Genomic DNA, 18,488 nt, shown 5'->3' on the forward strand with positions numbered 1-18,488 from the left:
GGCTGCATAGTTTGACTGTGCCGCACATTCACCGATTTTGCATTATAGACTCATCAGGCTATTGAAATGCAGTCGGATGGTCTATGATGTTCGTACATTATTTTAGGAGAAATCAATGTCTCGCCAAGTCATCCATACTGAAAATGCACCTGCAGCAATTGGTACTTACTCTCAAGCCATTTTAGTGGGCAATACTGTTTATTTATCAGGTCAAATTGGTTTAGACCCATACAGCATGGAATTGGTAGAAGGCATTGAAGCGCAAATTCGCCGCGTATTTGATAACTTAAAAGCCGTTTGCGAAGCGGCGGGTGGCTCTTTGACCGATATTGCCAAGCTCAATATTTTCCTGACCGATTTATCTCACTTCCAATTGGTCAATCAAATTATGGGGGAATATTTTGCGCAACCTTACCCTGCACGCGCAGCGCTGGGTGTAGCCAGCTTACCTAAAGGTGCATTGGTTGAAATGGATGGTGTGGTTATCATCAACTCATAAATTCCACTTATTCAATTGGTTAAAAATCACTAAGTGATGCCACCTATCAGGTGGCATTTTTTTATTCAAAAACCCAATCATGATAAATGACTTTTCAAATGATTTTTATTGACAAACGATAATAATTATCAATAATAACACTTATCTTATTTCAATTATTGTGGTTGCATTCATGTACGTTTGCTTATGCCGTGGTATTACAGATCAAGACATCAAAGAAGCCGTTGCGAATGGTGCAGAGAGCTATCGTGAAATTCGCGATATGTTTGACTTAGGTACGTGCTGTGGTCGCTGTGCACCTGAAACTCGTGCCATCATCAGTGATGAAATTGCTCAAATTGCTTCTCGTCTTGCTATTGCTGCATAAAGCTCGTATTTTCCAATACATTCCCCACATTTAGTTATTTTAATTTTTTACCGTGTTTTTCCTCCCCCGCTTCCGACTACAGCGGGTTTTTCTTGGCTTACATTTCTTCACACCGCCTAGCTAATTGTTTTTGATTGCGATTTTCATTTGCGGTTCCCTAAATCACTCGCCATTTTGCCCAGTCTTGTTTAAGATAGAAATATAGATTGCCTTAAGCGGTTTAAGGCAGAAATTGTTGATGGAGTGCTGCAATGAAAGGCAATCGTGATGTGATTAATCAACTCAACCAAGTTTTGTATCATCACCTGACTGCGATTAACCAATATTTTTTACATTCACGTATGTTTAATGATTGGGGCATTGAACAACTCGGCTCGGCTGAATATAAAGAGTCGATTCGTCAAATGAAACATGCTGACAAAATTATTGAACGTATTTTATTTTTAGAAGGGCTGCCAAACTTACAACACTTGGGCAAATTGTATATCGGTCAGCATACAGTTGAAGTTTTGAACTGCGATGTGCGTAAAGTCCAAGAAAATATTGAAGCAATCCAAAAAGCGGTGGTTTTGGCAGAGCAACAACTGGACTATGTAACCCGTGATTTGGTTCAGGAAATTTTAGAGAAAGAAGAAGAGTACCTAGACTGGGCAACTACACAGCTTGATTTGGTTGAAACGGTAGGCATTGAAAACTATATTCAAAGTCAACTCTAAAATTCATCTCGTTTCAATCGCACAAAAGACTGGTTTTTCCAGTCTTTTGTTTTTTGGGGCACTTTACCTAAAATTCAGTATCTTGCCTATCTCTCATGAAGATGTTTTCAATATCAATTTATATTTTTGCTGATACACATTTTTAATTCTTGGATTTATAAAAAAGTATTTATAACGCAAAAAAATGTTTCATGGGATGCATCTGTTGATGCAATATCCGAATAATAAAAATGCCATAATCCTGTTTTTTATAAAAAATAGCATGTTGATGATGATCATGACGGCGTATTCCCTCGCCAATATCTACACATACATAACCAATCAATGGTGAACTCACTAACAAATGAAAGGTATTTTCCAAATGTTGTGTGTATTGGTCAGCCTGAGCTACACCAAAATTAAGTAAGGTGTATTCATAAATAGCAGTGAAGTCATCGACAGCTAAATTAGATAGTTTATACACGATGCTTCTGCTTCACTTGAGCCGCAATATCTTTTAGGCTAAGTGTACTTTCTCCACTGTTCTCACCTGCTTCAATCGCTTGCTTTAAAGCTGCAGTTTGATTTTCTTGCTGTTCCAATAATCTTAATGCAGATCGCATCACTTCACTGGTTGAACCATAACGTCCAGATTCAATCAGTTTGCTCACAAAGTCATCGAGTTGTGGGCCAATTGTTACACTTGTAGTTCTCGCCATCAGCATGCCTTATTGTGTGAATAGATCATACAATTCTAACACAACTCCCTTTATCTGAACAAAATTTCAGCATCTCTTTAAATTTTCGCACATGAAATCAATTTTATAATGAATACCCCCTCTCTTTTTAAAGAGAAGTTGGGAGAGATTTTCAACATTGAAAATTTTCACCATATTTGGCTCACTATTTTCAAATCCCCCTCCTTGCGCTACACAAATCAGCGCGGCTTTGCCTCATCCAATAAAGTCGCATAATCCACATTGACCTGCCACAAAGTGCTTAACAACCATAATTGCTTTTTGGCTTCTGCTTCATAACCGTTAAATGCTAATACGCGTGCATATTTCAATAAATCGTAGCGGGTTGGATAATTCAACACAATTTCATGGATATCCTGCAATTGTTCAGGCGTTTGTAGGCTATACGGATTTAATCGAATCCACGCAATGCGGCGGTTAAATTCTTCGAGTACCAAAATACGATCTTGATGGGTGATTTTTTCAGGTGTGTGTTCATAGCGCACCGACTGATTTAGTTTTGGCACCATCACTTCATAATCACGATAAATCAGCACTAGTAACAATGCACCCACCACAAAAGTGCTGCGCAAATATAGTGGAGATAAAGTAAGACCTTTCACAACGCGCTGTGACTGAATCATACCGATGATAAAACCTGCAGGCAGCAGGAAGTAGGCATAATTTTGCGGAAACTCCAGCATGGCATGTACGCTAAATGCACCGACCATTAAAATCCCCACAACCGATTCCACCGACTGGGTATATTTATGCAATTGGTAGCCCCAATAGCCCAAATATGCTAAAAATGGCACACCGAGCAACACACCATTCCAAAGTAAAAAATCTAAAATAAAATTGTGTGCGCTACGAATCCACACAGGGCCTTGCACAAATTCACTAATCGTGACATACGCCACGCTGGTTTGATGCCAACCATAGCCCCACCACGGTTGATGTTCAATCGCAGCGAGCATTTGCTGCCAAATTGCCAAGCGTGACATATCACCTGTAGCGCGTTGTACTACATCACGAGATTGCACCGAAAGGTCTGCACTTTGTGAGAGTAATTGACTAAAAGTAGGTGCGATAAAAACCAGCCCGATAAATGCGGCAAACCACAGCAAGCTATAGCGCCATTTAATCCGCATCACGCCACGGTATTGTTGATAGCTCAAATAGGTCAAGAGACACAGTGACGCCAACCATGAAGTCCGCGATTGACTCAGTACCACACCGACCAAAATCATGGCAGCTGCGATCACAATCCATACGGTTTTAAGTTTTTGTTTTTCGTATAAATATAGGCATGCCATAAGCGACATGACTAAAAAGGTCGCCATATTATTCGGTTGGGCGAAGTTGGCATAAGGGCGTTGTCCAATTTTTATATCCACCATCATTGGCAGGTATTGATCGAGTGTGAGCCACTGGCAAATTGCCATGAATGCGGTAATACTTCCCACGCCGAGTAGCACATAACTAAAGCCTGTAAAGATGCGTTCACGTTCGCTGTTGATTTGCGTGAGGTTATAGCCAAAAATGATCGCTAACCAAAAACTGAAGATATAGACACTGCTGAGCAAGGCTTTGTCAAAGAAGTAGACTAAACCAAAACCCCACTGAATGAGCGGAACACAGCACAGTGCCAGTAATGGCAGACTGATTTTTGGTATCTGTAATTTTTCTTTGAATAGGCAAGCGGCAAGCGCAAACAGGGCAAAAAATGCGTAAAGTTCGCCTGTATAGGTAACCCACGGCCGGTAGTGAATGGGCAATAGCCATGCAAGGGAGATGAGGATGGCAGCCACAAATAGCAATGCAGATTTCATAGGAAAAATAGACCAAAAAACTGGCTCTATCTTATATTTTTTTAAGCAAGATGATAGTGCTTTGTGTAGCACTTCAAGTTTTACTCTGCCGAGTATTTTTAATAGCATAATTTACTAATTGCACTTCATATCACTCAGTTTTCCAGTAAAGTTAGGATATCTCAATTTCATGTAATCAAGAGATTTACTATTTTTCTCATTTTCATAAATTGAATAATTATAATAAGATACCAAGTTTTTATTTGTAGGATATCTATAAAAAACAACCTTTACATTTTCAAAATCATACTTACTTACAACATAACAATCATTTAAATACAAAATATCAACACCAATATCCAAACCATCTAACACTCTAACATTATACTCCACAGGGGTAACTTTACTATAAAACAGATATTCACTTGAATATTTTTCAATTTTATCCTTTATTAAAATATAATCCTTTATTATTATAATAAAAATAAATACAACCCAACTTAGAATAACCAAATAAAACCATCTATTAAAATAAATATTGCTATTATCGAATTTATGAACTATCCCAATAAACAAACCAATTGGCACTAAAAAATAAGCATATGCAAATGGAAACTCAAACATGCAATGCACAAAAAAAGAAATAATAGCAAAAAATATTATCAAGTCATTTGTATGCTTTATTTTATTAAAAGCAGAAAAAAACCATCGAACAATTAAAAAAATTATTATTAGGCCGAAAGGTATTCCAACCCAAACAAATAAATCTAAGAAAAAATTATGAGAATATTCTAGCCATAGATTTAAGGGATACTTTAATGAGGTTTTTGTCTGTGCTATAGATGTTTGATTCCACCCATACCCTAAAGTTGGCTTATCTATTATAGCTAGATAAATCTGCTTCCAAATATCTAGTCTTGAATAATCTGAACCTGCTCGCTCAAATAATGTTAACCCTGCACCTTTAAATAAAATATTTTTATATGGCAAAACTAACAAAAAAAATAAAAATATGATAGCATTAATATATATTACCTTAAGTAATTTAAGATCCCTTCTTGTGAAAGAGAGCACCAACAATACAAAAAAAACAACCCAACTAGTTCGTGATTGAGTTAACGCTATACCTAAAACAAAAAAAATATCTAGTATTAAAAAAAAATTAATATTTATAATCTTATTGTAATATAAATAAAGCAAAGAAAAAAAACTTATAAACAATAATGTTGCTAAATTATTGGGCTGCCCTATATTGGCAGATGGACGAAGAAAACTACTCTTTAGAATAAATGAAAAACCATCAAAACTAAACCACTGTAAAAGTTGAATTAAAACACTAATAAAACCTATTATCGTAAAAAAAATAGTTAATTTAATAATTTCATCTTTATTTTTTTGCAAATGTATTCCATTAATTACACTTAAAAAAAACACATTAATATAAAGAAATGATAAAAATAAATCTTGTTTTAAAATATAAAGATCAAGAAAAAATTGAAAAGAAATTTGAATTATAATAAAAAAATATATATAAATTATACTTTTATCGGTATATGTTTTTCTTGATATTATGATATTAAAAGTTAATAGAATTATAGATAAAAAAGCAAAAAAATCTTGACTAGCATTTGGCCACGGCATAAATGCATTAGGGCTAAGATAACTTAGCCCTAATAGAAAATATACTAATAACGACAAAATCAAATGTTAAGTAGGATTAACGGCATTCTGCTGGCAAATATTTAGTTGGCGTACCAGATTTTGCAGAACACGCCCACTTGACACCCCCATCATTCGCAGTTGGCGTCATAACTAATACAGCATCTTTTGCAGCAGGCGTCATTGTTACTTCAATTACACCAGACGAACAAGTCGCAGATAATACATTATCCGTCTTATTAGATGTACCCACTGTCTGCACGCCATCACAACTATTTGAATTAACAACACCACCAGCATTAGAAATATTTTCTGAAATTGTTGCTTTCATAGCAGCTGCTGTACTCAAACCTTCTGCTACACGAGCACGTACTGTATAGTCTGTATAAGCTGGAATCGCGATCGCAGCCAAAATACCAATGATCGCAACAACGATCATTAATCGTTTACATTCCATAAGTCACTTTATATAGACACGCTCCAAACTATTGAATTCTATTCATTTACTCAATTTTATATTTTGTCCATATGGACATGCTTTTATAACGACAAATTTTTCACGTTTGTCCATATCCTCAAAAATGCATAAGGTGTTAAAAACGTGTTTTAGTCCGCCTAATTAAAAATGAGCAATCTCCAAAATATATTTTTGTATTCATACCGACCTTAAAATTTTATGTTTGTTATGCGTCATGCGAAATATAAAAAATTTTATGCTCAAAGGAGATGAATGATGACCAACAATGAATGTATACAAATACATCTAGATGCTTAAACAAAGCAATTGGCATAACGAACTGCCACTACTCTAGGTTACGCTACACTCACCGAGTTTTTTATTTATTTAATTCAAAATCACGCACCACAAGTTTTACAAGAACACTCTCATATTCAGTTAAGTCATGCTCAGTTTGAACAATTTGTTTAGGTATATAAAACTCAAAATAAGGTCCCTACCCGATTAAAACAGGCTGCCCAGCTTTTAGATAAAAAAATTTTTAAGGAGCAGAAATGAAAATCATTACATGTGCTGAGCTACAAGAAAACTTAGCGGATATACTCGATTACGTTATAGACGATCATGCACCTGTACTTATTAATAGAGAAGATAAACAAGCCGTGTTGATAATAAGTCTAGATGATTGTAATGCCTTTAAAGAAACAGCGTACCTACTCAAAAGTCCTGCCAATGCAAAACGGTTACGCGACTCAATCGCGCAAATTGAAGCATCTGAAACAACGTGTCATAAACTCAGTAAAGAGTGAGATTGAGATGCACTAACGATGGTAGAAATAGCGCCCGACTATACCCAGAAAATTTCAAGCGATAGACTTCAACATAAAGAACAACATCACAACACCTAAAAAAGAACAATCGAATATATGTGATATGCATCACACAATGACAATATTTGTCCAAAGTATAAAATTCAACCTGACAAAATTTGTCACTTTTTAACAAAAATATACAATCGAATAAAAAGACTTAAATTTTTTATGTGTAAGGTGCTGTTTTTCTGTGTAAATTGTCTATAATAAAAGTTGGCACGTTAAGTGCTAATATTAAAATAGCTTACAAAGCTTATAATTAAATTAACAACATTTGTGGAGAATGTTTATGAACGCTCAAAAAGGCTTTACATTGATCGAGCTGATGATTGTGGTCGCTATTATCGGTATTTTGGCTGCGATTGCTATCCCTCAATATAAAGACTATGTGACACGTGCAAAATGGTCTGATAATAATGCATCAATTGCTTCATTAAAACTTGCGATTGCGGAATGTGTGCAAACGGCAGGTAGTTTAAGTAGCTGTAATACCGCGGCAAAACTTGGCACTGAAACAGGATATGCAGGTCTTCCAGCTCCAACTAATGGCACTGTAACTATGAGTACTACTACTGACGGTGCTATTATTGTGACAGGTTCAACTGATCTAGTGGGATGTACTGTAACTTGGACTCCAACTTTGGATACCAATGGCAATACCTTAAAATGGGCTGGTGCAACAACACCATCGGCATCTGGTGGTAGTTGTACTAAAGCGAACACAGGCGTTTAATATTTAGTCATTAAAAACACACCTAATTCAGGTGTGTTTTTGTTTCAACTCAAAGTTTTCTAACAGCAGTGAATTGCATTTTTCAAGGAGCTTTTCATAGTCCTCCTTTAATTGCTCATAATCACTTTTAACTGCTTTGGTCTTATTCCTTGCTTGCTCTATCTGCTGAGCAGTAGATGGAACATTTTGTCCAGCTTCATTTGCAGCCTGTCCAATTGCTTCCACCAATACAGCATAACGGCTTTTCTTAATTGAACCCCGCTTTCGTCCAGCTTCTAGTGCCACTGTGTCGTTATTGATGGCAGAACCTTTAGGCAGTTTGGTCGGCTTATTCGCTTTTAAACGCTCTAAAGCAGCATAATATTCATTGAGTGCACTCATGTTTTAACCCTCAATATTCACAGTTTTAATTTTTCGAATGGTCTTATTCAATGCCATAATCTCACTATCCATTTGTCCGTATAGCAAACTATCCTTTTGTTGCATATCTCGTACTCGTTGTAGCCTCTGAACCGCTTTATCCATCTTCTCTGCACTCGCAATATCGAAAATTGCATATGCACAGCTCAGACAGCTCGTAATAGCAGTAAATGAAATTTTTTCGCAAGAATCAGGATTAGTACAAGTACCAAACAGGCTAGCCTTGTAAGCTATTTCCCCTTTTTTCATACGCTTAATCGCTTCATCACGGTTTGGAAATACTGTGAGTAATTGCTCGCGGTCTTTTTGTAGCTGCAAATAGGTTCCTGCCCCACCAAGTAAACGGCTAGCACTATTAATTACACCATCTTCAAACTGAGCATAAGAATGCACCAATCGCTGATATTCCAGTTCTTGAATAAACTCTTTTTGACTGTCATTCACTAAAATATTTGGTGCAAATACCGCATTATTACGGTAATACAACGTCATAGACTCTGTTAGATGCTTAAATTGGACTGACAAAGCGCCAAGTCCGATCATGCCTGAACGAGCGCCATAAACTGCAAGCGAACGTCTAAATTGATGGGTACAGATATTCCAATATTGACCAATTTGACAGTCCTTTTCTTCACGCCAGTTGCGAAAACCATCAAAAGCTTCAAGCTCGGCGATATCACTTTCTGTGATTTTCAACCCCTCTCCAAGCAATACAGAAATACGGCTTAAATACTGATTAAAATTAGACTGTGTTCGAGTCGGAGCACCCTCAAAATTAGAGATAAAATCCGTTTCATTTATGATATTTCGATTATTTTTATGCCGATGTTTTTGTGAATATCGTGTTGGGAATAATGGGTATTCAGCAGGATTAGACATATCATAATGTGGGTTGAGCAGGGCGTATATTTCACCAATACTTTGTGCTGCATTTACGCCTACTTGAATATCTTCAAACGTGATCCAATAGGTAGACTTGTTGCCACCCCCATGTAATTTTGATGTATAGCCCATAATGACATGCACAAGATGCTCGTTACTTTGAATAGTTTGATAGCAATCAGAAGACAGCTGATTTACTTCATTGTCCCGCATCCCTGTAAACAGATGAATCCACAACTTGGCCATACCTTGAATCAGCGTCATATAACGGGTGAGGTTGGCATGTTTTTGAATCTGATGATTCTCAAAAAGCTGAGTTAACCCCAGCAAATCTCGAGCATCCACAAAACTCACGGCTTTTTTATAATCTTTAAACTCACGTGGCATACGCGCAAAAGATGGCTCTTGTTGAATGCGCTGAAACCACTGATGTAAAGCAGGTACATAATGATTAAACTCATTCAATTTCTCTGCTAACCCATTAATTAAACTTATATAAATACGAGATGGAATCAACTTAGTTTGCGGACCTACTTTGCCCGACTGCAAGCGTATTTGTGCAGCGAGCCTTGCTAAATGCTCAATCGGTTGATATGTATTAAAAGCTGGAATTAATAACGGATACTGTTGCTGTAAGGCAAAACAATCTGTTAACAATGCTTTAATATGATTAGCTCTTTGGTAACTGATGCCAGCATAAGCATCTTGTACTTTCGCAATATAGGCTGCATCACTAAATAATTGTGTCAAGGTGCAACCATTGCGGTAAGCAATTGCAGCAAACTGTCGCAAGACAAGATGGCGTTGCTCAACACTTTTAATAATCGACTTACCTGTTTTGATGTAGAGCAACGCAAAAATGATTTTTTTCATTTCATCACGTATTTGACAGAAGAGAAAATCATTCTCACGAGCATGTTTCAACCAGCTCTTAAAATTTAATTTACAGTGACACTTCGGCAGATAGGGTGAAAAGTCCCAAACATCATCGCCAAATTGAGATAATGTTGCGCCATTTGACATACGGGATAAAATAAAGCTTGTGGGAACAGTCAGCTGATTATTCTCCAAACGATATTCATCTGGTAAAAACGGCTCAGCAACGCCACTGGCATACAAATACGAATTAAATGAACTCATGACACCCACCCCAAATCTATTAAAAGCTCAAAATGATTCAGCCAGTAAGCATCCATATCACCACTTTCTACTTCTTCTTGAATTGAAAAAATACGATCACGTAAATTTTCATAAGTATCTGATAATTCGTTGAGTACTTCGTCAATTCGATGTAAAACCACACCGAATTGTGACTCCCATTTAATCAAATCCGTAGCTTTTTGTTTGACATAGCCGAGTAAACTTTTTAGTGACAAAAGCTTACGTATATCTTCTTCATCAGCGTGGACTGCATAGTGTTGACAGAACAGGCAATTCTCAAATTGTTGGCAGTTTGGGGTTGGAGCTTGTGCGGTAAAACCAATAGCTTTTTCAGGCTGTGGAGCTGCTGTAATACATGCACCTACAGGTAAGATCTGAGCATCAACAGTTTCATCTAAAGTTCGCACAGCAATACGTTCAACAGTTCGAGTTTTTTCTACGGCAACGTCCCGCAACTCATGAAAGAATTGCGAAATTTGCTGACTCGCATCTTTAAATGAAGTTCGACTGTAGTTTTTCTTCGCAGTATCGAGTGAGTGTCCCATTTTTTCAGCTTCGAGCAATAAATCTCCATCGCTGAGCTGTACATATTGACTACTGACATGCTTACGCCACTGTTGCGGTGTAATCCAAACCATTTTGGGGAAAATGCGCTGAAAAAACTTTTTTATTAATTGTAATCTGCCGTAGCTAACAGGTCCCAACTGTTGAATTTCGTTACGTAACGGAAAGATGAAATCACATGGTTCATCTTGGATATACCAAGCCCGAAGTTCTAAAATTTTTCTAAAAATTGGCTCAAATTTCACCCCAAATTCAGGGTGTACCGTCTTTCCACCTGCGCGGCTTTTTGTACCTGAAAAACGACGTCCTTGTGTTGATGGCAAGATTTCCATTGTATCGAATTGCAACTGCTGTGCTGTATCTAGATTGGCTCCAGTTTTTGCGATAAATAACAGCATGCCGATGCAAAGACCATAGGAAGCAAGTCGCTCTCGCTCCATGTGTCGTTTGTCTTTATTACGTTCCTCAAGGTTACGAATGGCTTGATTGCGATTCTCACGTAAACGCTTTCGATATTCACTATCTTCTTCTAATTCAAAATCAGCCAACATCTTTGACAATGTCGGAATCGAGCTATATTTGGCTAAATAACTCTGTATATCAAACTGGATATGCTGTTTTTCAGTTTGATGATGAAAGCCCGAGTAAAAATAGAAGTCTTCTTCATTCACAGATTGAAAATGTGCGGGAAAGTTTCCTTCTTGAACAACGATACGGTGGATTTCAAGAAATACATTAAGCAAAGTAGCATAAGTCTTCTGATGATCTTCCTCCGCAATCGGTAATATAGGAACATCATAACGCTGAGACTGTACTTGCATCGCTTGACTAACAATATCAATTTCGTGACAGTCAAATACATATGCTATTAATTTGGCTACATTACGCTGATACTGCTTTGCTGTATGTGCAGCCAAACTTTCCTCTTCTGTATCCGTAAGCAAAGTGCGATCAACTAAATATTTGCTATAACGACGATACGCATCGATCACACTGTCTTTATTCGATAAGTCAAAATTTTTGTTTTGACTATCAATCCAGTCTAAAAAAGTTTTGCTTGTATAATAAAACAATCCTTTTGATAGATCGGATCCGCTCATTTGCAGTAAATAGTCAGTTAAACACTGCAAAAAATAACGTCTTTTTTCATCAAACGATGCAGAAATTTCATTTTCAGATACAGTTTCATACAATTCTCTTTTACGAAAAAAGAGAGTTCCGATATCTAAAGTTTTAAAACTAAATGCAGCGGTTTTATCTTTACAAGCAAGAACAAGTCGTTCATGTTCTATAATCTGTCTATTGCTATCTGCAATATGCAAAAAAAGCTGAGAGCGTCTAAAATTCATGACAATTCTCCTGCTGAATTGACAGAAGACATCACATACTGCATCAAGTTTGACTCATACTCATGCTGAATTTTACTACGCCATTGCAATCGTGATTTATAGTTCAAGTACTGTAAAGTGGTTCTGATGTTGCAATGGCCCATGCGTGCTTGCACATATTCGACAGCTATCATAGCCGAATGTCCTTCGGGCAGATGCTGTAACTTGCTTTCCAGTAAATTCATACCAAAGCTGGCACGTAAATCATGAAATTTAAAGCTTTGAAATTGTGGATCAATCAAGCGGATTTCTGGTAATAGCACGACTTTTAAGTAACTGCGCACCGCTTCGCCTTCATAGAGTTTAAGTTTAGTTCCAAATGAGTCAGAGGCTTTAATCTTCTCTGTTAGTTCTTGCTGTTCTGCTTTGCTTGTGTAGAAAGGCGTACCAAGCTTGGTGAGAAATACATAATTTTTATCTGAATCCCCATAATTGGACTTCTGTCTACGCTGACGTGCTTGCTCACTATTAATATAGATTTTAAGATCTTGTACTAACCAACCTGGAATTAATAAAGTCATCGGCTTTTGAAATTTAGTATCAATACCTGTACCCGATCCAACTGACAGATGGATAAAGCTATGACTATCAACTTTCTTATCCGGCAAATGACAGATTCTTAAAGTACAAATAGTTTGCAAACGTGCGCCAGTGAATAATGCAAGATAGAACATCAACTGATATTCACGTGATGACTTCAGCAATGCTTTTAATATGATTATTTGTTCTTCAACGGTCAGTGGACTTAACTCTCCACCATCTACAATCACTTCAGAATTATGAGCTTTAGCAGGCACATGAATCGCAAGATCATGCGACTTGATTGCCATTTTTCTACGTGCACCAAATTCATTATCGACGGCAATATATTTGTAAACATCTTGGAAAGGAAGCCCGTAACGTTGGTGATCGATCAAATCTTCTGTAACAAGAAATCGATAAAAATTCACAACGGCATTAATTCGATTACGTGCTGAGCTAGCGGAAATTAGACCTGCATTCGCTTGCTCAATCAGACGAGTACGATATTTAAAAATCGCATTCAACTGTTTCAGTTTATGGAATTTCAAACAATCTAGCTGTTCATCTTCCAAAAAGCGATGAAAATCAACAAGCTGATTCGCAATAGATGCAAAAGTTTTAAAATCGTACTGTATTGTTTGCTCAAGTTTTTTCAGCAAATACAGATTAAAAACTTCTGATGGACTTCCATCTCCCTGAACAATTACAGGGAATTCAAGGTAAGCATCACCATGTTTTTCAAACGCTGCACCATTTAAACAACGGGTTGCATTAACCAACGTCAATAACTGAAATTTTTTAATGGTCACGACTTTGGCTTTTGATTGGTAGCGTGACTGACCATTTTTAAGTTTTGTGCTCATTTTGAGCCTCCTGTTTATTAAAAAACAGGCAAAAAGTGACCTTGATATAGGATTGACAAAAATGCCCCTATTCATCAAAATACAAATGTCTGATCAGCAATGAAGACATTCATAAGAGCTCATGTTCCCGCATGGGCTTTTATACTTTTTGCCGAATGAAAATAATTACTTTTAAAATTTAGCCCACAGCATCTATCTCTTTTGTAGCGTTTTTTGATTTATACTTGACAAATCATTCAAATAGCCTTGGATTTTAAGTTCTCTCATAATCAGTACTGAAGACTGTGCATCAAGACTTCTTAAATGATCTGAACAATATCGTTGATAAGCCTCACGAATTTCAGGATTCGGTAGCCGAACCAAGAATGGCTTTCCTTTCATATCGTTTACCCTTGCGTGTTAGTTCATGATTTTCTCGAGCGTGTTACACTATGTTAGTATCGCTAACAAATTAATATTAATCGTTTGATTAACTAAAATCAATAGGATTTATTCAAATGAATAAGATTTTTTTAACAGAAGAACGTAATAGGTTGAATTTAAAAGCAAAAGATGTAGCTGAATTTGTTGGTGTAGCAATTCCTACACAGTCTAATTATGAAAATGGCAAACGCTCTCCAGATGCAGAGTATCTTGCTAAACTTACGGAATTAGGCTTTGATATTAATTACGTTTTAACAGGAAAAAGAGAGTCTTTAAGTCTGGCAACACAAGAAAAAATGCTGATTGAATTATTTCGGCAAGCACCAGAAACTGTACAAAGACATATCTTGGCTGGGTTATTAACTCAAAATACTCCAGAACCACCTAAGGGTAATATTGTTACGGTCGGTGACTCAAATACTGGGAATGTTGCAGGAAGAGATATAACTCTTAAATAAATAGCTAGGATTCTTATGACAAATAATTCTGTTTCTGTCGGTCATTCAAATACAGGCAATGTATGTGGCGGCAATTTAACAATTAATCACTCATTACCATGTAAAAATGGTGATGGGATGCTTTCTTATGAAGACTATCAGAGATTTCCTTATTGTAATCAATGTATCTCATCATTCCGTAATCAGACATTTTTTCGCTATCAAAAACATGCTATCGCAATTTGTTGGGTAATCTTTACCTTAGTAATCGGTGGATTCTATTTCATTATGGGACGTTTACCAAATTTTGCGGGTATTATATTTCAGAAACATAATTTAATGGAGCCTTTGATCCCATTAATGTCAACATTAATTTTATGCCTTGTAATTTTTTGTCTAGGTAGAGTTTATGCTAGATTTTTAGCAAAAAAATATATCAATCAAAATTTAAGCTATCACTAACATAAAACTTTGCTGACTCTATATTATTTTTAAATTTATCAATAGATTATGAACCACTTAGCTCCCTGCTTTACGATTCTTCACTGTATTCAAATAAATCTTGCATATTACAATTAAAATATTTACATAAGGTATCAGCGACTGAAAGTTCAATTCGTACTGCACGATCATAGTAAAGACTTGTTAGCGTATTACGATTAATACCAGTCGCTTGAGCTACCTCACTTAACTTTAAAATTTTTCGCTCACCCATCAAATTTGACAACCTACATCTAATCATAACAACCTTTAAATTAAAAAATTAACCTACAGCAGGTTAATTAAACTTGATAAATAACTTTTACCGTGATAATTTAACCTACAGCAGGTTATATTGTTTTATTAAAAAACAAATTAGCCGTTCTAAATTTCATTATATAGTTTTTTAAGGAAGTTCAGCTATGAATAACTATTTTTCTCCAAAATTCTCTGTTTCAGAGGAAGTTCGTTCAACTGCTGTTGCACTAATCAAAGAGTTTAATATTGACCGTACATTTGATTTAGCTTTGTTTCTGAATGTTAACCCCAACTTAAATGACCAAGATGCGACTTTAGCCTGGGTGAATTATTTTGAAAAAAATCAACATGATCTCAGTGACTTCAATCATGTTAGACGCCACTTTATGAAAAATTTTCCTAAAATTATGTTTGCAAATTTCAGTGAATAAAATAATCAAAGGGAGATATCAAATATCTCCCTTAATTTTTATAGCAATGCTCTTATGGTAATCTCAATAAAAAGTGAAATTCAATTTAATTGGTTGTAAAAATATGGAATCATTTATAAAAGCAGGCCATATTGAGCCTTCAGTCATTATTTTTGACGTGTTTGGTACACTTGTAAAAATAGAGAAAAGACGTTCCCCATATAGAAAATTAATGAAATGGCTAAAAGACAATGGACGACAACCACAACCTGATGATGCCAAATTTATTATGTCCCATAATTTAAATTTGGCAGAGCTTACAAAGCGATTAGCAGTAAATATTCCAGACCAATTTCTGCAAGAACTTGAGCATGATTTAGATAAAGAGTTACGCTCTATTAGACTGTATGAAGATACCTTATCAACTTTGGAAGAATTAAAAAAATTGGGATTCAGATTGGCATTATGCTCAAATTTAGCGATGCCATATGGAAAAGTTGTTTCTTCATTTTTACCTTCTCTTGATGCTTATGCTTGGAGTTATGAACCGTACCAGGTTTGTCGGAGACTCAATATTCTGAGAGACTATTCCGATGAAAAAACCAAACTATACCCCCGAAATTAGAGAAAGAGCGGTTCAATTACTAATTGAATCTGAAAAAGATTATCCTTCTACTTGGGCAGCAATCACAGCTATTGCTCCTAAAATCGGTTGTACTCCTGAAACATTGCGTGTTTGGTATTTAAAGCATATGGATCAACTAAATCCTGCCAAAGTACAACAGATATCTGACCAAGAAAAAATGAAGCAAATGGAACGCGAAAATAAAGAACTGCAACGCGCCAATGAAATTCTACGTAAAGCAGCCGCTTTTTTCGCCCAGGCGGAGCTCGACCGCCCACACAAATAATGGTGGATTTTATCCATCACAATAAAGATCGATATGGCGTTGAAGCGATTTGTAGAATTTTACCGATTGCAGCTTCGACCTATTATCGGGCTTTAGATCTCGTTGATAACCCAGAACATCGAGCAAATCAAACGTATTTGGAAAGAAAGTTTAGGTCGATATGGTGTACGTAAAGTTTGGCAAAAATTGAAACGTGAAGGCTATGTTATTGCACGTTGTACAGTTGCTCGATTGATGAAAAAGCTAGATATACAAGGTGTTTGGCGTGGTAAGAACAAACAAACTACCCGCAGCCGAGATGATCAAAAACGAGCAGATGATTTAGTGAAACGGAATTTTAGTGCTGATCGACCTGACCAATTATGGGTCAGTGACTTTACGTATATTCAAACCAATTCTGGCTGGGTATATACCGCATTTATTATTGATGTGTTCTCGCGAGCAATTGTTGGATGGAAAGTATCAACACGGATGAATACAGATATGGTACTTGATGCACTGGAGCAAGCATTGCATGATCGAGGCATGCCAAAGAATGTGATTCATCATTCCGACAGAGGTGTGCAATATCTTTCCATTCGCTATACCAATCGTTTAGAAGCAGCAAATTTACGAGCATCAGTCGGTACAACGGGTGATTCATACGATAATGCTCTGGCTGAAACGGTGAATGGCTTATACAAAACAGAGGTGATTGAATATTTAAAAGCAGATTGGCAAGGTTTAGCGGATGTACAACTTGCGACATTAAATTGGGTAGATTGGTTCAACAAAAAGCGTGTACACAGTGCACTGGGTTATGTATCGCCTTTTGAGTTTGAAGCAATGTACTATGATAAGATTAATCCGTTAGGTCAGGTGGCCTAACTTAAATAAAAAAGTCTCCGACAAACCTGGTACGGTTCATTATGAGGTTGGAGCAATTAAACCAGAGTCACAAATTTATCAATATTTAATTGATAAATTACAATGTCATGCCAAAGACATTTTGTTTATTGGAGATACTCTTTTAGCTGATTACAGTGGTCCAACTGAATTTGGTATGTCAGCACCTTTAATTGATCGTAAGAGTGGGCAAAAGCTGGCAGATGTTTTAAGCGACATACTTTAACAACTCGTGGACGCCACCTAATAGTGAATACTCACAGCTCCTCATCTTTCCATTTTTTAAATTCTGCAATTCGTTCTTCAAGCTCCAGAACCCATGCTGGTTTTATATGTGGCACATTTAGGCGCTCAACACCTTGATGGTCAAAAAACTTATACACCTTTGCCGCCAACTTGATAAACGCCTGTTCAAACGTATTTGCCCAAACATCTAAACGATAATCATGATAATGCTCTTGGTATAATTTACCACCATCTTCTACTTTATTGAGATGTGAGCCAGTTTCTAAATAAATCACTAATTGCCCATTATCTTCATCATTATATGCACCGTGATAAACATTTTGGCAGTGCCCCCATGTATTCCAGTGCCATGATGGTACATCACCAATAACCGTCCAGAAAGCTGGGTGTGTATCAATAAAATGATAGGCAGTTAAAAAGTCTGTTGGATTTGCGAGATATGCTTGCTCATTTTCAAAGGCAGTCTGTAAAGCAGATTGTAAATGCTCAAATTTATTTTTATCGGTGTAGGAAAACAAACTACTAGAAAGATGCTCAGAGGTTTTAAAAAATAAGCCTCCACTCTCTTTATCCTTGCCAAAATATTGATAAACCTCTGGTAAAATCTGTAAATCTGTAGGTTTGACATGATGGATCTGGTGTTGTACGTCTTTTAAGCTTTCATGAATTGCTTCCATACGATCAGGGTAAGTGACGACAAGTTTCGTATCTCGCAGTGATAAAATTGCTGGTTCAGTTATTTGGGGTAACTGTTCTAACAACCAGTCTGGTAATTGTTTTAATTCAGTCGGTTGCATTTTTAGTTATC

At 36.5% G+C, this 18,488-nt stretch carries 19 protein-coding genes, 5 pseudogenes and 1 other annotated feature; of the genes and pseudogenes, 13 read left to right on the top strand and 11 right to left on the bottom strand.

The annotated features are described in order from the left end of the window. Positions 1 to 115: 115 nt before the first annotated feature. The 3 genes from K1T76_RS11900 (at position 116) to bfr (ending at position 1,582) form a co-directional block, all read left to right on the top strand. Positions 116 to 499 (top strand): RidA family protein, encoded by a 384-nt coding sequence (locus K1T76_RS11900; RefSeq protein WP_230245453.1) that lies wholly within the window; start codon positions 116 to 118, stop codon positions 497 to 499. 172 nt (positions 500 to 671) lie between these two features. Beyond that, on the top strand, positions 672 to 866 hold the full coding sequence (locus K1T76_RS11905) for a bacterioferritin-associated ferredoxin (RefSeq protein WP_178866789.1): 195 nt from the start codon (positions 672 to 674) through the stop codon (positions 864 to 866). Between the two features lie 251 nt (positions 867 to 1,117). After that, positions 1,118 to 1,582, top strand: a complete 465-nt coding sequence (gene bfr, locus K1T76_RS11910) for a heteropolymeric bacterioferritin subunit Bfr (RefSeq protein WP_131260631.1) — start codon at positions 1,118 to 1,120, stop codon at positions 1,580 to 1,582. Between the two features lie 169 nt (positions 1,583 to 1,751). Here the strand turns inward: bfr and K1T76_RS11915 are convergent, their stop codons facing one another. From K1T76_RS11915 to K1T76_RS11935, 5 genes are all read right to left on the bottom strand, one after another. Further along, positions 1,752 to 2,045, bottom strand: coding sequence for a type II toxin-antitoxin system RelE/ParE family toxin (locus tag K1T76_RS11915; protein ID WP_179989812.1), 294 nt, complete (start codon positions 2,043 to 2,045; stop codon positions 1,752 to 1,754). Further along, positions 2,038 to 2,280 (bottom strand): type II toxin-antitoxin system ParD family antitoxin, encoded by a 243-nt coding sequence (locus K1T76_RS11920; protein WP_019836164.1) that lies wholly within the window; start codon positions 2,278 to 2,280, stop codon positions 2,038 to 2,040. Before K1T76_RS11920 ends, K1T76_RS11915 begins: the two co-directional genes overlap by 8 nt. A 218-nt stretch (positions 2,281 to 2,498) precedes the next feature. Then, a complete protein-coding gene (locus K1T76_RS11925; RefSeq protein WP_230245454.1) occupies positions 2,499 to 4,130 on the bottom strand; it encodes a PglL family O-oligosaccharyltransferase in 1,632 nt (543 codons plus the stop codon). Positions 4,131 to 4,244: 114 nt separating this feature from the next. Continuing rightward, a complete protein-coding gene (locus K1T76_RS11930; protein WP_230245455.1) occupies positions 4,245 to 5,807 on the bottom strand; it encodes an O-antigen ligase family protein in 1,563 nt (520 codons plus the stop codon). A gap of 19 nt (positions 5,808 to 5,826) precedes the next feature. After that, positions 5,827 to 6,225, bottom strand: coding sequence for a pilin (locus tag K1T76_RS11935; RefSeq protein ID WP_230245456.1), 399 nt, complete (start codon positions 6,223 to 6,225; stop codon positions 5,827 to 5,829). 348 nt (positions 6,226 to 6,573) lie between these two features. Between K1T76_RS11935 and K1T76_RS11940 the strand changes: the two are divergent. The 4 genes and pseudogenes from K1T76_RS11940 to K1T76_RS11955 form a co-directional block, all read left to right on the top strand. Further along, positions 6,574 to 6,696: pseudogene (locus K1T76_RS11940) on the top strand (type II toxin -antitoxin system TacA 1-like antitoxin); the annotation flags it as partial. Positions 6,697 to 6,779: 83 nt separating this feature from the next. After that, entirely contained in the window at positions 6,780 to 7,034 is a 255-nt protein-coding gene (locus K1T76_RS11945; protein WP_230245457.1) for a type II toxin-antitoxin system Phd/YefM family antitoxin, read from the top strand. A 352-nt stretch (positions 7,035 to 7,386) separates the two neighbouring features. Beyond that, positions 7,387 to 7,480: pseudogene (locus K1T76_RS15140) on the top strand (prepilin-type N-terminal cleavage/methylation domain-containing protein); the annotation flags it as partial. A gap of 5 nt (positions 7,481 to 7,485) precedes the next feature. After that, entirely contained in the window at positions 7,486 to 7,830 is a 345-nt protein-coding gene (locus tag K1T76_RS11955; RefSeq protein WP_230245663.1) for a pilin, read from the top strand. Between the two features lie 27 nt (positions 7,831 to 7,857). On the opposite strand, the gene K1T76_RS11960 is transcribed toward K1T76_RS11955, so the two are convergent. The 4 genes from K1T76_RS11960 to K1T76_RS11975 are packed head-to-tail and all read right to left on the bottom strand — an operon-like array spanning position 7,858 to position 13,630. Further along, the gene (locus K1T76_RS11960; RefSeq protein WP_230245458.1) at positions 7,858 to 8,211 is read right to left on the bottom strand and encodes a hypothetical protein; all 354 of its coding nucleotides are present in this window, start codon (positions 8,209 to 8,211) and stop codon (positions 7,858 to 7,860) included. Positions 8,212 to 8,214: 3 nt separating this feature from the next. Beyond that, complete coding sequence (locus K1T76_RS11965; protein ID WP_230245459.1) at positions 8,215 to 10,272, bottom strand: hypothetical protein; 2,058 nt, start codon at positions 10,270 to 10,272, stop codon at positions 8,215 to 8,217. Further along, a complete protein-coding gene (locus K1T76_RS11970; protein WP_230245460.1) occupies positions 10,269 to 12,206 on the bottom strand; it encodes a hypothetical protein in 1,938 nt (645 codons plus the stop codon). Before K1T76_RS11970 ends, K1T76_RS11965 begins: the two co-directional genes overlap by 4 nt. Beyond that, positions 12,203 to 13,630 (bottom strand): tyrosine-type recombinase/integrase, encoded by a 1,428-nt coding sequence (locus K1T76_RS11975; RefSeq protein WP_230245461.1) that lies wholly within the window; start codon positions 13,628 to 13,630, stop codon positions 12,203 to 12,205. Before K1T76_RS11975 ends, K1T76_RS11970 begins: the two co-directional genes overlap by 4 nt. A 497-nt stretch (positions 13,631 to 14,127) precedes the next feature. Here K1T76_RS11975 and K1T76_RS11980 point away from each other — a divergent pair, with 497 nt between their 5' ends. Next, positions 14,128 to 14,511 (top strand): helix-turn-helix domain-containing protein, encoded by a 384-nt coding sequence (locus tag K1T76_RS11980; RefSeq protein WP_136143660.1) that lies wholly within the window; start codon positions 14,128 to 14,130, stop codon positions 14,509 to 14,511. Positions 14,512 to 14,526: 15 nt separating this feature from the next. Continuing rightward, positions 14,527 to 14,952 (top strand): hypothetical protein, encoded by a 426-nt coding sequence (locus K1T76_RS11985; RefSeq protein WP_136143661.1) that lies wholly within the window; start codon positions 14,527 to 14,529, stop codon positions 14,950 to 14,952. A 70-nt stretch (positions 14,953 to 15,022) separates the two neighbouring features. On the opposite strand, the gene K1T76_RS11990 is transcribed toward K1T76_RS11985, so the two are convergent. Next, positions 15,023 to 15,232 carry a helix-turn-helix domain-containing protein gene (locus tag K1T76_RS11990; RefSeq protein WP_136143662.1) on the bottom strand — a complete coding sequence of 70 codons (210 nt, stop codon included), beginning with the start codon at positions 15,230 to 15,232 and terminating at the stop codon, positions 15,023 to 15,025. A gap of 160 nt (positions 15,233 to 15,392) precedes the next feature. Between K1T76_RS11990 and K1T76_RS11995 the strand changes: the two genes are divergently transcribed. The 4 genes and pseudogenes from K1T76_RS11995 to K1T76_RS12010 form a co-directional block, all read left to right on the top strand. Beyond that, positions 15,393 to 15,659, top strand: a complete 267-nt coding sequence (locus tag K1T76_RS11995) for a hypothetical protein (protein ID WP_004281168.1) — start codon at positions 15,393 to 15,395, stop codon at positions 15,657 to 15,659. Between the two features lie 103 nt (positions 15,660 to 15,762). Then, positions 15,763 to 16,185, top strand: a pseudogene (locus K1T76_RS12000) (HAD hydrolase-like protein); the annotation flags it as partial. A gap of 46 nt (positions 16,186 to 16,231) precedes the next feature. Further along, positions 16,232 to 17,416: pseudogene (locus tag K1T76_RS12005) on the top strand (IS3 family transposase). After that, positions 16,507 to 16,623, top strand: a sequence feature (AL1L pseudoknot). It overlaps the preceding pseudogene by 117 nt. A gap of 40 nt (positions 17,417 to 17,456) precedes the next feature. Continuing rightward, positions 17,457 to 17,660: pseudogene (locus K1T76_RS12010) on the top strand (HAD family hydrolase); the annotation flags it as partial. A 31-nt stretch (positions 17,661 to 17,691) separates the two neighbouring features. On the opposite strand, the gene K1T76_RS12015 reads toward K1T76_RS12010, so the two are convergent. Beyond that, on the bottom strand, positions 17,692 to 18,477 hold the full coding sequence (locus K1T76_RS12015; protein WP_061519882.1) for a hypothetical protein: 786 nt from the start codon (positions 18,475 to 18,477) through the stop codon (positions 17,692 to 17,694). Between the last annotated feature and the right edge of the window lie 11 nt (positions 18,478 to 18,488).

The sequence above is a fragment of the Acinetobacter sp. PW68 genome (assembly GCF_020982655.1).
Classification (GTDB): Bacteria; Pseudomonadota; Gammaproteobacteria; order Pseudomonadales; family Moraxellaceae; genus Acinetobacter; species Acinetobacter towneri_A.

Bases quoted from the DNA above. Each gene is read 5' to 3' on its own strand.
- K1T76_RS11900 (WP_230245453.1), top strand. From the start codon at position 116: ATGTCTCGCCAAGTCATCCATACTGAAAATGCACCTGCAGCAATTGGT.
- K1T76_RS11905 (WP_178866789.1), top strand. From the start codon at position 672: ATGTACGTTTGCTTATGCCGTGGTATTACAGATCAAGACATCAAAGAA.
- bfr (WP_131260631.1), top strand. From the start codon at position 1,118: ATGAAAGGCAATCGTGATGTGATTAATCAACTCAACCAAGTTTTGTAT.
- K1T76_RS11920 (WP_019836164.1), bottom strand. From the start codon at position 2,280: ATGGCGAGAACTACAAGTGTAACAATTGGCCCACAACTCGATGACTTT.
- K1T76_RS11925 (WP_230245454.1), bottom strand. From the start codon at position 4,130: ATGAAATCTGCATTGCTATTTGTGGCTGCCATCCTCATCTCCCTTGCA.
- K1T76_RS11935 (WP_230245456.1), bottom strand. From the start codon at position 6,225: ATGGAATGTAAACGATTAATGATCGTTGTTGCGATCATTGGTATTTTG.
- K1T76_RS11945 (WP_230245457.1), top strand. From the start codon at position 6,780: ATGAAAATCATTACATGTGCTGAGCTACAAGAAAACTTAGCGGATATA.
- K1T76_RS11960 (WP_230245458.1), bottom strand. From the start codon at position 8,211: ATGAGTGCACTCAATGAATATTATGCTGCTTTAGAGCGTTTAAAAGCG.
- K1T76_RS11965 (WP_230245459.1), bottom strand. From the start codon at position 10,272: ATGAGTTCATTTAATTCGTATTTGTATGCCAGTGGCGTTGCTGAGCCG.
- K1T76_RS11970 (WP_230245460.1), bottom strand. From the start codon at position 12,206: ATGAATTTTAGACGCTCTCAGCTTTTTTTGCATATTGCAGATAGCAAT.
- K1T76_RS11975 (WP_230245461.1), bottom strand. From the start codon at position 13,630: ATGAGCACAAAACTTAAAAATGGTCAGTCACGCTACCAATCAAAAGCC.
- K1T76_RS11980 (WP_136143660.1), top strand. From the start codon at position 14,128: ATGAATAAGATTTTTTTAACAGAAGAACGTAATAGGTTGAATTTAAAA.
- K1T76_RS11985 (WP_136143661.1), top strand. From the start codon at position 14,527: ATGACAAATAATTCTGTTTCTGTCGGTCATTCAAATACAGGCAATGTA.
- K1T76_RS11990 (WP_136143662.1), bottom strand. From the start codon at position 15,232: ATGATTAGATGTAGGTTGTCAAATTTGATGGGTGAGCGAAAAATTTTA.
- K1T76_RS11995 (WP_004281168.1), top strand. From the start codon at position 15,393: ATGAATAACTATTTTTCTCCAAAATTCTCTGTTTCAGAGGAAGTTCGT.
- K1T76_RS12015 (WP_061519882.1), bottom strand. From the start codon at position 18,477: ATGCAACCGACTGAATTAAAACAATTACCAGACTGGTTGTTAGAACAG.